The organism is Phaeobacter sp. HF9A, assembly GCF_011806385.1.
Taxonomy (GTDB): domain Bacteria; phylum Pseudomonadota; class Alphaproteobacteria; order Rhodobacterales; family Rhodobacteraceae; genus Epibacterium.
Genome location: NZ_JAATOX010000110.1, coordinates 1 through 13398 on the forward strand (window position 1 = coordinate 1; position 13398 = coordinate 13398).

Annotated in this window: 12 protein-coding genes and 1 pseudogene; 1 reads left to right on the top strand and 12 read right to left on the bottom strand. The window is 64.1% G+C overall.

All coding sequences use genetic code 11. The features are described 5' to 3' along the window. From HCZ87_RS21105 to HCZ87_RS16255, 7 genes and pseudogenes are all read right to left on the bottom strand, one after another. Positions 1-137: pseudogene (locus tag HCZ87_RS21105) on the bottom strand (diguanylate cyclase); the annotation flags it as partial. A gap of 159 nt (positions 138-296) precedes the next feature. Then, positions 297-941 carry a cell wall hydrolase gene (locus tag HCZ87_RS16230; protein ID WP_175582297.1) on the bottom strand — a complete coding sequence of 215 codons (645 nt, stop codon included), beginning with the start codon at positions 939-941 and terminating at the stop codon, positions 297-299. A 170-nt stretch (positions 942-1111) separates the two neighbouring features. Continuing rightward, positions 1112-3691: a putative PEP-binding protein gene (locus HCZ87_RS16235; RefSeq protein ID WP_167645362.1), complete on the bottom strand. Its 2580-nt coding sequence runs from the start codon at positions 3689-3691 to the stop codon at positions 1112-1114. A gap of 208 nt (positions 3692-3899) precedes the next feature. Beyond that, positions 3900-5963, bottom strand: coding sequence for a glycine--tRNA ligase subunit beta (gene glyS / locus HCZ87_RS16240; RefSeq protein WP_167645364.1), 2064 nt, complete (start codon positions 5961-5963; stop codon positions 3900-3902). A 61-nt stretch (positions 5964-6024) separates the two neighbouring features. Beyond that, entirely contained in the window at positions 6025-6552 is a 528-nt protein-coding gene (locus HCZ87_RS16245) for a DUF6446 family protein (RefSeq protein ID WP_167645366.1), read from the bottom strand. A 3-nt stretch (positions 6553-6555) separates the two neighbouring features. Then, on the bottom strand, positions 6556-7263 hold the full coding sequence (locus HCZ87_RS16250; RefSeq protein ID WP_167645368.1) for an FkbM family methyltransferase: 708 nt from the start codon (positions 7261-7263) through the stop codon (positions 6556-6558). Between the two features lie 37 nt (positions 7264-7300). Then, entirely contained in the window at positions 7301-8239 is a 939-nt protein-coding gene (locus HCZ87_RS16255) for a glycine--tRNA ligase subunit alpha (protein ID WP_167645370.1), read from the bottom strand. A 315-nt stretch (positions 8240-8554) separates the two neighbouring features. On the opposite strand from HCZ87_RS16255, the gene HCZ87_RS16260 reads away from it, so the two are divergent. Beyond that, complete coding sequence (locus HCZ87_RS16260; protein ID WP_167645372.1) at positions 8555-10330, top strand: trypsin-like peptidase domain-containing protein; 1776 nt, start codon at positions 8555-8557, stop codon at positions 10328-10330. Between the two features lie 135 nt (positions 10331-10465). Here the strand turns inward: HCZ87_RS16260 and rpiB are convergent, their stop codons facing one another. The 5 genes from rpiB to HCZ87_RS16285 all read right to left on the bottom strand — a co-directional run. Beyond that, entirely contained in the window at positions 10466-10915 is a 450-nt protein-coding gene (gene rpiB / locus HCZ87_RS16265; RefSeq protein WP_167645374.1) for a ribose 5-phosphate isomerase B, read from the bottom strand. Positions 10916-11041: 126 nt separating this feature from the next. Continuing rightward, entirely contained in the window at positions 11042-11683 is a 642-nt protein-coding gene (locus HCZ87_RS16270; protein WP_167645376.1) for an SDR family oxidoreductase, read from the bottom strand. Between the two features lie 58 nt (positions 11684-11741). Beyond that, a complete protein-coding gene (locus tag HCZ87_RS16275) occupies positions 11742-12242 on the bottom strand; it encodes a DUF1178 family protein (protein WP_167645378.1) in 501 nt (166 codons plus the stop codon). 88 nt (positions 12243-12330) lie between these two features. Beyond that, positions 12331-12774: an NUDIX hydrolase gene (locus HCZ87_RS16280; RefSeq protein ID WP_254868675.1), complete on the bottom strand. Its 444-nt coding sequence runs from the start codon at positions 12772-12774 to the stop codon at positions 12331-12333. Between the two features lie 129 nt (positions 12775-12903). Then, positions 12904-13398 (bottom strand): EcsC family protein (locus HCZ87_RS16285; RefSeq protein WP_167645383.1); only part of this gene is annotated, 495 nt, incomplete at its 5' end.

Below are 13398 nucleotides of genomic sequence, written 5' to 3' on the forward strand. Positions count from 1 at the left end.
CGCTCCTGCTGAAAGGCTCCGATTTCCACATCAACGATGTGATCGCGCAGGGAAATCCGGTCAAGCGGCCCCGGCCGCGCAGTGGCAGCGGAGCGCTCGGACGGGTGAGCGAAGGCAAGATGGATGTCGGAACTCATGGGCGTGGCCTTTGGCTGGCTTAGAAAGATAACGGGCAACGGTGGTGTAAACCATAGTTTTATGCCCGCTTTCGCCAGATAACAGCCACAGAGCCGCCGTGCCAGAGCCGGAAAGCGGCGTAATTCCGCCTCTTGTCGTGTTTTTTCGGGGGAAAGGTGTTAGTTGGACGCGGTGCGATAACGCTGATCGCGATAGAACAGATGCACCCCGATCCGCGCCGTTTTGGTAAATGTGCGCGACCAGCGCGGCTTTACGGCTGTGGTGTGGTAATAGGTGGCGCCTTCGGTCAGCTTCGGGTTCACCCCGTCCAGCATCAAGCGCGCGACCTTGGCCACCCGGTCATAGGCGCGGGGTTCGCGAATGACCTCTTCGCGGCCATCGCAGGTATAGGTGAACTGGCACTGATAGCGCTTGCCGGTGCCCTGATGGATCACGCCACAGACCGTATTGGGAAACTGCGCGCTCTTGACCCGGTTCAGGATCACTTCGGCCACTGCGAACTGCCCTTTGACCGTCTCGCCGCGCGCCTCGAAATAGAGCGCCTCTGCCAGGCAATCAAATTCGCTGCCGCCAGAGGCCTTGGGTCGGCTGTCCAGGAAATCACGGGTGAATTTCACCTGCGTCACATTCTGGCTGCGCCCATGCCGTTTGCTGCCCAAAAAGCGCTGCATCCGCTCCTTTGGGGCCGCCTGAAGCGTCGACTGTTCTTGTTGAAACAATGCGTCCAAGCCCATATCGGCCGAGGCAATGCTAGCGCTCCATGCTGCCGCGATCACTGCGGCGCACATCAGAATTCGTTTCATGCAGGGTACTCCCGGTCCGACTGCTTGCGACATAGATCTGTCGCTTGCGTTGGCTCCCGGTAGCTAAAATGCATCCGAACGTCCAGCAAACCAAAGGTATAGCTGCTATGCCCTGTCGCGCATACCTTCAAACTGCGGCATGTGATGGAACAATCAACGCCATAAAAACGTTACACTTTTCCCCCAGCCGGCAGATTTTGGCCGGTTTTCTCCGCGATGGCCAATTGGGCCGCCGCAAGGCGCGCAACCGGCACCCGGAAGGGCGAACAAGACACGTAATCAAAACCCGCAGCGCGGCAAAACGCAATTGATTCGGGGTTGCCACCGTGCTCGCCACAGATCGAAAGCGTAATATCCGGGCGCGCCTTGCGGCCCCGCTGAACCCCCAGCTGCAAGAGCTCTCCGACCCCGTCCACATCCAGCACATGGAAGGGATCTTCGGGAAACACCCCCTGCTGCACATAGGCGGACATGAACCGCCCAGCGTCATCGCGCGACAGACCATAGGTCATCTGGGTCAGATCGTTGGTGCCAAAGCTCAGAAAGGCGGTGTGCACCGCGATTTCATCGGCGCGCAGGGCGGCGCGCGGCGTCTCCACCATCACCCCCAGACGATAGGTAAAGTCGCGCCCGCGTTCGGATTTCACCGCAGCGGCCACCGCGTCGATGCGGGTCTTGACCAGCTCCACCTCGCGTTTGGCCGAGACCAGCGGGATCATGATCTCCGGCACCACCGGATCGCCCTCGCGCGAGGCTTCCAGCGTGGCCTCGAAAATCGCCCGCGCCTGCATGTCGTAGATCTCGGGCACCGTCACCCCAAGCCGCACACCGCGCAGCCCCAGCATCGGGTTATATTCGCCCATTTCCTCGACCCGCCGGGTCACATCGCTGACCGGCAGCCCCAGCGCTTCGGAAAGCTCGCGCTGCCCGGCATTGGTGGAGGGCAGGAATTCATGCAGCGGCGGGTCAAACAGACGAATGCAGACCGGCATCCCCTCCATGATCTGGAACAATTCGCGGAAATCCTTGCGCTGCATCGGCAATAGCCGCGCCAGCACCGCCGCCCGCCCCTCCGAGGTCTCGGCAAAGATCATTTCCCGCATCACCGTCAGCCGCCCGGGATCAAAGAACATATGCTCCGTCCGGCACAGCCCGATCCCCTGCGCGTTGAAGTTGCGCGCCGTCTGCGCATCTGCGGGCGTGTCGGCATTGGCGCGGATATCAATGTCACGCGCCGCATCAGCCCAGCTCATCAGGGTCTGAAACGCATCATCCTGCGCCGCCTCCAGCGTGGCAGGCTCCCCCGCCAAAAGCTGACCGCTGCTGCCGTCCACCGTGATGATATCGCCCGCCTTGAAGACCCGTCCATCCGGCCCCGTCAGCTGTTTGCGCCGGCTGTCGAAGCGCAAGGACGACGCCCCCACGATACAGGGCAGACCAAGGCCGCGCCCGATCACCGCCGCATGGCTGGTCATGCCGCCCTTTTCGGTCACAACGCCGACGGCGGCATGCATGCCGCGCACATCCTCGGGCGAGGTCTCGCGCCGCGCCAGAATGCAGGGCTCGCCGCGCGATTTGCTGGCCTGCGCCTCCGCCGAGGTAAAGACCAGCCGCCCGGTCGCCGCGCCCGGGCTGGCGGCAATGCCTGCGCCAATCACATCGCGTGCCGCCTCCGGGTCCACCTGCCGGTGCAAAAGCTCGTTCATCGAATGGGCATCCACCCGCATCACCGCCTCATCGGGCGTGATCACCCCGTCCTCGGCCAGGCGCACCGCGATGCGCACCGCCGCCCGCGAGGAGCGCGCCACCCGCACCCCGTCCAGGATATGCACGCGGCCATTCTCGATCACGAATTCCACCTGCATTTCCGCCCGCAGACGCACCCGCATCAGCGCCGCATGCTCTTTCAGCTGCCGAAACGCATCCGGCGCCAGCTCCTCCAGCGAGGGGCCACGGTCGTCCTGCTCCAGATAGATCGCCGCCGCGTCACTGCCCAGCGCGTCGCGCCCCTGGCTCTGGCTCAGGTAGCGGCCGGTGATCTGCGGCATGCCGGTCTGGGAATTCACCAGCTGCAACACCCCGGAGCCGCATTCGCCCTGCCCCAGCCCCGGCACCATCTCCTGCACCACAAGGCCCAGCCCCGCATCCGCAGGCGCGCCCTTGGCCGCCCGCAACAGCCGCGCCGAAGTCCCTTCCCAGGCCCGCGCCATCGAGCGCAGAACCGCGTCCAGCTGCTCGCCCGGATCCTGCGGGAAAGGCTCCTCCGCCTCCGCCTCATAGGCCTGCAACATCTCGCTCAGCGCATCCGGCCCGCCATCCTCGACATCCTCGAAGACATCCGGGTCCAGCCGCGCCACATGCACCGCATAGGATTGCACGAACCGCAGATAGAGCGCCGCCGCCGCGTCCCGCCCCAATGTGTCGCTCAGATCAACAAAGCGCGCGTCATTCATGCCGATATTGAGCACCGCCCCCGGCCCGCCCCAATCCGGATCCTCCGAGGAGGGCCGCACACACAGCAGCGCATCCGGGCGCAGCTCCGACAGGATCGCGCGCACATCGACCATATGGCCCTCGGCGATCTCATGCACCGCATCAAAGGACAGCGCCACGGTCTGCGGCACCGGCAAGTCCAGCCGCACCAGGCGTTGCAGGCATTTCGCCCGCCCGCCATGGGTCTGATTGGCGATCGGCGCGGTCGGCGTGATCAATACGGCCTTGGGCGCGTCAGAGACGGGGGATTCGGGCATATTCTGCACTGCGGCAATTCTCCTTTGAAAATCACCATAAGACTGTGAACCATTCGCGCAAGGGGCAGCACCGGCGCGCAACATAAAAACGGCCCCTCCAATGCGGACGGGCCGTTGTCTTTGCCGAGGATATCAGGACCAGACGCCCTCCCCCTCGCCTTTTGTCAAATATCCCGGGGTCCGGGGCAGCGCCCCGCCGCCCGAGGGATCAGCCCTCGATCCGGCTCAGGTCGGCCACCTGACCGCAGACCTTGCGGATCTGGCTCAGCAGGTTCAGACGGTTGCGCCGCACCACCGAATTCTCGGAATTCACCTGCACCGCCTCGAAAAACGCATCCACCGGAGCCCGCAGTGCGGCCATGCCGCCCATGGCGGCCGCGAAATCTTCGGCCTCGATGGCCGAGGAGATCGCCGCCTCGTTGGCGGCAAGCGCATCGAACAAGGCGCTCTCTGCCGCATCTTCGATGAATTTCTTGTCGGCGCCAAAGGAATATTCGACCCCGTCCTTTTCCTCCGCCTGAGACAGGATATTGTTGGCGCGCTTGAAGCCCTGAAGCAGGTTCTCGCCATCCTCGGAGGCCATAAAATCCTCCAGCGCCCGGGCGCGCTTCACCAGCAGCGTCAGGTCATCATTGCCCGCCATGGCGATACAGGCGTCGATCACATCGTGACGAATACCCTGATCCCGCAAAAAGACTTTTAGGCGGTCGTGGAAGAAGGACAAGAGATCGGCCGTATTCGCACCTTCGTACCCTTTGGCAAAAATTGCAGACAACGACGCGCGCACATCATTCTCCAGCACCAACCGAATAACCCCCAGCGCCGCACGACGCAGCGCGTAGGGGTCCTTGGAGCCCGTCGGCTTTTCATCAATCGCCCAGAACCCGGTGAGCGTGTCGATCTTGTCGGCCAGCGCCACTGCGACGGAGACAGGCTCGGTCGGGACGTCATCGCTGGGGCCCAAGGGCGAATAATGCTGCTCGCAGGCATTGGCGACCTCTTGCGGCAGGCCCGCCGCCTCGGCGTAATACCGCCCCATCAACCCCTGCAATTCCGGGAACTCATAGACCATCTCGGAGCTGAGATCCGCCTTGGCCACCTTCGCCGCCTGTTCCGCCAGATCCGCATCCGCGCCCACGACGGGCGCGATTTCGCGCGCCAGCGCGGCGATCCGGTCAATCCGCGCCGCCTGGGTGCCGAGCTTGTTGTGGAAGGTCACATTGCCAAGGCTTTCCAGCCAGCCCTCCATACCAACCTCGGAGGTCGCGATGCGCAGGTCATTCTCCCAGAAGAACTTCGCATCCGCCAGACGGGCCGAGAGCACCTTCTGGTTGCCCGCCAGAATGGTCACGCCATTGTCGGCGGTTTCACGGTTGGCCACGGTGATGAACTTCTCGATCCGCCCGCTCTTGGGGTTCTTCACCGAGAAAAACTTCTGGTGTTCCTTCATCGAGGTCTGCAAGACCTCCGGCGGCAGACCCAAGAAGGCGTCATCAATCGACCCCATCAGCACCACCGGCCATTCCACCAGACCGGCGACCTCGGCCAGAAGCCCCTTGTCGTCCACCACCTCAAGGCCCGAAGCAAAGGCCTGATTGGTCGCGTCCTGCCAGATCGCCTCCTCGCGCTCCTTGGGGTCAAGCACCACAAAGGCGCGTTTGAGCTTGGCGGCGTAATCCTCAAACCCGGTGACGGCAAAGCGCGCCGGGGCCATAAACCGATGGCCGCAAGTACTGTCGCCCGATTTGATACCGTCGATATCCAGCGCCACCACCTCGCTGCCGTCTTCGCGCGAAAGCAGGCAGAGGATCGAATGCAGCGGGCGCACCCAGCGCAAGCTGCCCGCCCCCCAGCGCATGGATTTGGGCCAGGGGAAATTGCGGATGGTCTCTTCCAGCACCTCGGCGATGATCTCCGCCGCCGGACGGCCCGGTTTCTCGATCAGCGCAAAATAGACCGCGCCCTTGGGGGTCTCGCGCTCTTCCAGCTGATCACGCGTCAGCCCGGCACCGCGCAAAAAGCCCTCGATCGCCTTTTCCGGCGCGCCGACCTTCGGCCCTTTGCGCTCTTCGCGCACGGTGGGGGAATGCTCCAGCAGATCCTCGATCGCCAGCGTCAACCGGCGCGGGGTCGAGAGCGCATGGGCGCCGCCATAGGTCAGACCCGCCTCGACCAGACCATCGGTCATCCGCTTTTTCAGATCCTCTGCCGCACGCGCCTGCATGCGGGCCGGGATTTCCTCGGAGAAAAGTTCGATCAGAAGATCAGCCATCACGTGTCCTCAACGGTTCGGGTCCGCCAGGTCCCGGCGGGAAAGATAGGAAAAGAGACCATCATTTGGTCCCTGTTTGATCTGGGCATTCTTCGCCAACGACGGTCCCGTCATAGGCTTTTTCGCCACAGTTGTTCAGTTCGTGCCAGACATAGCCATGACCGTCGGCAGTCACCGCCACGATCCGGTCCACGCCGTAGTTGATATTCTTTTGCGACAGGAAGGCCAGCGCGCTGCCATCCCGCAGGCCCGCATCAATCGCGGCCTCGTCAAAACAGTCAAACCAGTCGGGCGCATTGCGCGGCTCGCTGACCTCGACGGTCTGATAAAGCTGCGCCAGCTCCGCCGGTTTCAGACGGGTGGCAAAGCAGGCCCGATAGCGGATCGGCGAGCTCTCGGCGTCGATCGCCTCAAAGCCGCTATAGGCGATGGGCTCGGGCGTCTCGCCCCCGATCGGCATCAGCACCACGTCCTGCCCGGGGCGCGGGGCCACATCATCGTAGAACCCATAGACTTGCAGGTAATACATCACCCCGCCCGCAGCGAGGCCGCAAACCACAAGACATATTGAGAGCAGTTTTCCAACCATATGTCAGATCCAATCCAGGTTGACCCGATTGGCCGGGTAGTCGCGGGCGCGCTCTGCCAGGGCCCGGAACCGGTCGCGTTTCTTTGGAAACAGGCCGGGGTGCGTTTCCACCAGAAACGGGCCGGTGCGCTCGGGTAGTTTCTGATCCAGCACCGTTTCCATGATCTCCAGCTCGGCACCCTCGATATCCATCTTCACCAGCGCGATATGTTCGCCCTGATCCAGCTGTTGCTGCAACCAGGCGGGGAAATTGATCACCTTGACCGGGATCCCCTCGCCCTCTGCGTCAATGCTGCGGGCATCGGGCATCAGGGAGCTGTTGATGGATTGCTTCAGCGGGTCATCGGCAAAACTGGCCGAGCGGTAGAGCGTCAGACTGCCGTCCTCGACTCCGACACCGGCATTGATCCGGGTGACATTGTCCAGATGCGCCGTCGCCGCCTCAAGCTGGGCAAAGCTCCAGGGGTCGGGTTCAAACGCCACCACATTGGCACCGCTTTCCGCCAGCATCAGGGTGATTTTCCCCACATTGGCCCCACAATCCACCGCCAGATCGCCCGGCCGCAGGGTCGAGATGACCCCCTTGAGAAAGCCGATGGAGTCGGCGCGGCGCGTGTCCCGTTGCAACCGGTCGCGCAGGCGTCTGATCCGCTGACGCAGGCGCAGGACGGTCTCGTCCTCGGGGGCTGCCCCGCTGATGTCCTGCGTCATCGCGTTTGCCTCATCTGCGCCATGGTGGATCGCCCCATCAGCCCGCTGCCCCGACCTCAAAGCCGCCCGCCTCGGTCAGCACAAAGGCATCGGCGCATTGCTTGGCCAGCGCTCGCACACGACCGATATAGGACTGACGTTCGGTGACCGAGATCACCCCGCGCGCGTCCAGGAGGTTGAAGATATGGCTGGCCTTGATGCATTGATCATAGGCCGGATGCGCCATGATGATGCGCTTGCCGGTCTTGGGGTCGTCATGCTCCTGCGCCAGGATCGCGGCGCATTCCGCCTCGGCTTCCTCGAAATGTCGCAGCAGAACCTCGGTATTGGCCACGTCAAAGTTCCAGCGCGCGTATTCTTCCTCGGTCTGCCTGAAGATATCACCATACAGCAGGGGCTGCGGCGATTGCGGATCGTTGAAGGGCATGTCCATCACATGGTCGATGCCCAGCACATACATCGCCAGACGCTCCAGCCCATAGGTCAGCTCGCCGGACACAGGATGGCAGTCATGGCCGCCGACCTGCTGGAAATAGGTGAACTGGCTGACCTCCATCCCGTCGCACCAGACTTCCCAGCCCAGCCCCCAGGCGCCCAGCGTCGGGCTTTCCCAGTCATCCTCGACAAAACGGATGTCGTGCAGCTCCATGTCGATGCCGATGGCCTGGAGCGAGCCGAGGTAGAGCTCCTGCATCTCCGGCGGGCTGGGTTTGATCAGCACCTGGAACTGGTAGTAATGCTGCAGGCGGTTGGGGTTTTCCCCATAGCGCCCGTCGGTGGGGCGGCGCGAGGGCTGCACATAGGCCGCAGCCCAGGGTTTGTTGCCCAGCGCCCGCAGCGTGGTGGCGGGGTGAAAGGTCCCGGCGCCCACCTCCATGTCATAGGGTTGCAGCACGGCGCAGCCCTTGGAGGCCCAATAGGTTTGCAAACGCAGGATGATGTCCTGAAACGAACGCGGGGCGGTGGTCTGGGTCATGTCATTTCCCTCAAGGGCCTCGAATCTGCCGCCTGCCCTGCCCGAACACAGGCGCAAACGGACCTGAGCGCGGTGCCCCCGCGCCCACAAACTATCCCGGCCTTCCTATGCAAGCCCCCCGTCGGGGTCAACGGCCCGCGGCCCCCGAGGCCCACAGAGCCCCTTCGCAACGGGGAATTTTCGCGCCGAAGTGTCGAAGATGAGAAACAGTTGCATTTTACCGCCCCTCGGGCGGATCATCGCCGTTCCCTTTGCTGTCACAAAGTGATTACCTGCGCGACGAACAAAATCGTTTCTTCGTACAGAGGTTTTACAATGAAGAACCTAATTGCCTTGGCATTCTGGGCATTGACCGTCTGCCTGTTGGCGCTTCCCGGCCAATCGCAGGCACAGCAATCCTCCGCCGATGGTGTCTGGATTCAAGTGGCCGCCCGCTCTTCGCTCCGCGAGGCGCAGGACGAGGCCCGCAGCCTGGCCGCCCGCCTGCCGGATGTCTCCGGCTACGCCCTGGGTGGCGGCTGGTATGGGATCGTCATCGGCCCCTACGCCCGCCAGGACGCCGAGCAGGTGCTGCGCGTCTACCGCTCCGAGGGTCAGATCCCGCGCGACAGCTTCATCACCTTCGCCAGCAACCTGCGCAGCCGCTTCTATCCGGTCGGCGCCGAGGCCGAGACCACCCCGGCCGCGCCGGTGACACCGCCGGCCGCAGAGACGGCGCAACCGGCAGAGGATGCGACCGACACACCGCTGCAAACCACCCTGCCCGATGAAACCCCGGCCGAGGCCCGCCGCAGCGAGGCCGCCCTCAGCCGCGAGGAGCGCATGGAGCTGCAAGTGGCGCTGAAGGCCGCCGGTTTCTACACCTCCGGCATCGACGGCGCCTTTGGCCGTGGCACCCGTGCCTCCATGTCCGACTGGCAGGCCGCGCGCGGCTATGAGCCCACCGGCGTGCTGACCACGATGCAGCGTCAGGCCTTGATGGACGAATATAACGCGCCGCTGATCTCCACCGGCATGGCCTCCTATACCGACAGCCGCGCGGGCATCACCATGGATCTGCCGCTGGGCGAGGTCGCCTTCAGCCGCTACGAGCCGCCCTTTGCGCATTTCGACGCCAAGGGAAATCTGGGCGCCCGGGTGCTGCTGATCTCGCAGCCCGGTGATCGCCGCACGCTCTATGGTCTTTATGACATCATGCAGACGCTGGCGATCGTGCCGCTGGAAGGTCCGCGGCAACGCTCCGATGATCGCTTCACCCTCGAAGGCCGCAACAGCCAGATCGTCTCTTATACAGAGGCCCGGCTGGACAATGGCGAAATCAAGGGCTTCACCCTGGTCTGGCCCGCGGGCGACGAAGCCCGCCGCAGCCGTGTGCTGGCCGCGATGCAGGCCAGCTTCACCCGGCTTGACGGCGTGCTGGACCCCTCCGCCGGGGTTGATGAGACCCAGTCCATTGATCTGGTCTCCGGTCTGGAAATCCGCAAACCGCGCCTGTCGCGCTCTGGCTTCTACGTGACCGGTGACGGCGTGGTGGTGACCACCGCCGATGTGGTCAATAGCTGCTCCCGCGTGACCATCGACCGCGACGTCAGTGCCGATGTGCTGCTGTCGGACGCCGAGGCAGGCATTGCCGTGCTGAAGCCCGCGCAGGCGCTGGCCCCCATGGCCACCGCACCGCTGGCCGCCAATGCACCGCGCCTGCGCAGCGCGCTGGCGGTGTCGGGCTTTTCCTATGGCGGCGTGCTGGGTGCCCCCAGTCTGACCTGGGGCAGCCTCAGCGATCTCAAGGGGCTTCAGGGCGAAGACTACCTCGCCCGGCTGGAGCTGACCGCGCAAGCCGGTGACGCCGGCGGCCCGCTGCTGGACAAGCAAGGCACCGTGCACGGCATGCTGCTGCCCGAAAGCACCGATGGCCCCACCCTGCCCCAGGGCGTGCGCTTTGCCCTCAAGGGAGAGGTCATCCGCATGGCGCTGGACAAGGCCGGCGTCGTGCTGCCCGCGACTGAGGCAGCAGCAACTGGCGATCTGCCGATCTCGCTCCTGCAAAAAGAGGCCACCGGCCTCACCACGCTGGTGAACTGCTGGGATTGATCCCCGGCCCCGGTCGAACACATAAAAGGCTCCCGAAGAGAAATCTTCGGGAGCCTTTTCTATTCAGCGTCACTCAAGACACCAAAACCTGTCGCGCCAGCGGCGGGCAGGCCGGCAAGCAGCATCAGCCGCGCGTTAGGCTTCCAGCTCGGTGGTCATATCGACGCGCAGCCCGTGGCGACCGCCTTCGAATTCGGTGTCCAGAAAGGCGTCCACGATCTCCAGCGCCAGCCCTTCGCCAATCACCCGCGCGCCCAGCGACAGCATATTGGCGTCATTATGGGCCCGGATCATCCGCGCCGAGAAGATATCGGAACAGACACCGCAGCGGATGCCTTTGACCTTGTTGGCCGCCATCATGATGCCCTGCCCGGTGCCACAGAGAATAATGCCAAGCGCACAGTCGCCAGAGACCACACGCTCCGCCGCCGCGGCGCCGTGTTTGGGGTAATGGGTGCTCTCCGGCGAGGTCGGGCCGATATCGACCACCTCCCAGCCCTTCGCCGCGATATGCTCGGCAATGGTCTGACGGAGCGCGATGGCCGCGTGGTCGCTGGACAGAACGATACGTTTGCTGCTGGTCATGGTAAGGAGGTCCCGTTTTCCAGGGCTCCGGTCCCTGGCACTGGTGGAGGAAGAGGGTTCGCCCTCCCCTTACCCGGTTTTTCCAGGATCGCCAATGGCCCCGCCGCGCGGCAAAGGCGCGCTGGCTCAGAAGGCATGCACCCGGCCATCCCAGGTGTGAAAACAGCCCGAGGTCTCCGGCGTCAGCGCATCAAATTCGCGGATCAGCCCCTCGGCGCTTTCCTGCGCCGAAATCTCGCCCTCCTCGCCGCCCATATCGGTGCGCACCCAGCCGGGATGATAGATGCCCACGGCAATGCCTTCGGGTTGCAGGTCAGTGGCAAGGTTGCGGCCAATGTTCAGCGCCGCCGCTTTGGAGGCGCGATAGGCATAGGATCCCCCCGGCGCGCGCGCATGGCTGGCCATCTGCGAGGAAATGATCGCGATCCTCGGGCTCTGCGACAGGCGCAGGTTCGGCAGCAGGGCCTGCACGGTCAGGAACACTCCGGTGACATTGACCGCCAGCGATTTGGCCCAGACCTCGGCGGTGTAATCGTTGATCTTCATGGTCTTGTCGAGATAGACCCCCGCGTTGCAGATCAGCAGATCCACCGGATCGCCCTTGATCTGCGCCGCAAAGCGCGCCTGCTGGCCGGGGTCGCTCACATCCAGCCGGGTGCCCGAGGAATGATCCCGCGAGGTTCCCGTCACCCGGTCGCCGCGCGCCGCCAGCCGTGTTTTCAGCTCGCGACCAATGCCCCGGCTGCTGCCTGTCACCACCACATGCATGGGCGGTCTCCTTTTGCTGCTCTGCGCCTTATGCCGTGCTGACATGACGCTTATATGTTCAGTTCACCTTTCGACCCGGCGCAAAGGGCAGTGGCAGCACCGGCACCCCGTCTTCGATCAGCGCCCGCGCCTCCTCGGGCTTGGCCTCGCCATGGATCGAGCGCACGGGGCTGTCGCCCAGATACATGTCGCGCGCTTCCTTGGCGAAATTGCTGCCGACATAGTCCGAATTGGCCTCGACCTGTTTTTTCAACTCCGCAATCGCCGCCTCCAGCTCCGAAGAGGGCGCGCTCAGCGGCATCTCGGGCGGCTGCGGCTGAACCGCGGGCAGCGCAGCGCCGGGCGTGGCGGTGGCCTCCGCCCCTTCGGACGCCGCAGTTTCGGCTGCCTCGCGGGCGGGGCGCACCCTCGGCGCCATCAGCGCCTTTTCCACCTGGGCAGAGCCGCACTGCGTGCAGGCCACAAGCCCCGCAGCGCGCAGTTTTTCATAGGCTTCAGCCGACTGAAACCAGCTCTCGAATCCATGCCCATCGGCACATTTCAATGCATAGCGTATCATCGTGTATCTCTTCGCCAGAGGCGCTGATTAAATACGGTTGTGCCGGCTTTGCAAGGGCCAGAAGGCGCCTCCGCTCCGTGCCGCCCGATCATGTCGCCACCGGTGCAAAGGCATTGAGCAGCGCCGCCAGCTCTGGCTCCGCCACCAGCTGCACCGCCTGTTCGCGCGCAACCCAGGCCCGCCGCCGTTCGCTGGCTTCGGGATAGCGCGTGGCCAGGGCCTCGACCCGCAACGGGAAAACATCCACCTGACAGGCCAGTGTTTTGCGGCCCGCGCGGGTCTTTATATAGGTAAACTGACCGATGCATCTGTCCAGAAGATCGCCGCTAACGCCGGCCTCTTCCCAGGCTTCCTGCGCGGCGGCCTCGGCGGCGGTTTTGCCCGCCATGGGCCAGCCCTTGGGGATGATCCAGCGCCTGGTGCGACGTGAGGTGACCAGCAACAGATCAATCCCGCCGCCGGGCACATGCCGGTAGCACAGCGCCCCGACCTGCGCGTGGACCTGCTGGCCGTTCCCTATCTCAGTCGTCATCAAGACCCGTGTCATCTGCACCTGCGCCCGCTGACTGGCGCCATGCCTGTGCGCCAATATGCGCCATGTTGCTCTCAAATGGTAAACAACCGATTTACCATCTTTGCCGATTGCCCTCGGGCGCGCCGCTCACCGCAGCAGATGCTGCTGCAAACGCTCCACCATCTGCGGATAGGGGGTGTCTGCCTCCAGCGCGAGGCGGCGCAGGGCAAAACACACATGCGCCATTTCCTGATAATAGCCGGAATAGATGTAATTGACACCGCCCCCGGCAACCGCACCCAGAACCGGCACCATCTGCGCCGCCAGCTTCGGCCCCAGCGCCACCGCCAGACGCGGCGCCACGGCTGAAATCAGCTTGGACAATCCTGCGCCAGAAAGCCCCAGCCGCAGGGTCAAAAACCCGGTATCGGCGCCATCGTCATGGGCCATCGGGCCAGCGGCGGCAAAGACCTCCACCGCGTCAAACCGCAGGCTCTCGGCGCTGGGGTCAAAGCCATATTCCGCCGCCACCCCCTGAATACTGCGCAGCAGAAACGTGGTGGTGGCGGGCAGCTCGATCAGCGCCCCCGGCAGCCCCGCCGCGCCGCCGATCATCCCCATGGTGGTGCTGAGCCAGCGATT

What these genes read in the sequence shown, in the direction of transcription:
- HCZ87_RS16250 (WP_167645368.1), bottom strand. Translation starts at nt 7,263, where the DNA reads ATGACGCAGGACATCAGCGGGGCAGCCCCCGAGGACGAGACCGTCCTG.
- HCZ87_RS16280 (WP_254868675.1), bottom strand. Translation starts at nt 12,774, where the DNA reads ATGACGACTGAGATAGGGAACGGCCAGCAGGTCCACGCGCAGGTCGGG.
- HCZ87_RS16235 (WP_167645362.1), bottom strand. Translation starts at nt 3,691, where the DNA reads ATGCCCGAATCCCCCGTCTCTGACGCGCCCAAGGCCGTATTGATCACG.
- rpiB (WP_167645374.1), bottom strand. Translation starts at nt 10,915, where the DNA reads ATGACCAGCAGCAAACGTATCGTTCTGTCCAGCGACCACGCGGCCATC.
- HCZ87_RS16245 (WP_167645366.1), bottom strand. Translation starts at nt 6,552, where the DNA reads ATGGTTGGAAAACTGCTCTCAATATGTCTTGTGGTTTGCGGCCTCGCT.
- HCZ87_RS16270 (WP_167645376.1), bottom strand. Translation starts at nt 11,683, where the DNA reads ATGCATGTGGTGGTGACAGGCAGCAGCCGGGGCATTGGTCGCGAGCTG.
- glyS (WP_167645364.1), bottom strand. Translation starts at nt 5,963, where the DNA reads ATGGCTGATCTTCTGATCGAACTTTTCTCCGAGGAAATCCCGGCCCGC.
- HCZ87_RS16275 (WP_167645378.1), bottom strand. Translation starts at nt 12,242, where the DNA reads ATGATACGCTATGCATTGAAATGTGCCGATGGGCATGGATTCGAGAGC.
- HCZ87_RS16255 (WP_167645370.1), bottom strand. Translation starts at nt 8,239, where the DNA reads ATGACCCAGACCACCGCCCCGCGTTCGTTTCAGGACATCATCCTGCGT.
- HCZ87_RS16230 (WP_175582297.1), bottom strand. Translation starts at nt 941, where the DNA reads ATGAAACGAATTCTGATGTGCGCCGCAGTGATCGCGGCAGCATGGAGC.
- HCZ87_RS16260 (WP_167645372.1), top strand. Translation starts at nt 8,555, where the DNA reads ATGAAGAACCTAATTGCCTTGGCATTCTGGGCATTGACCGTCTGCCTG.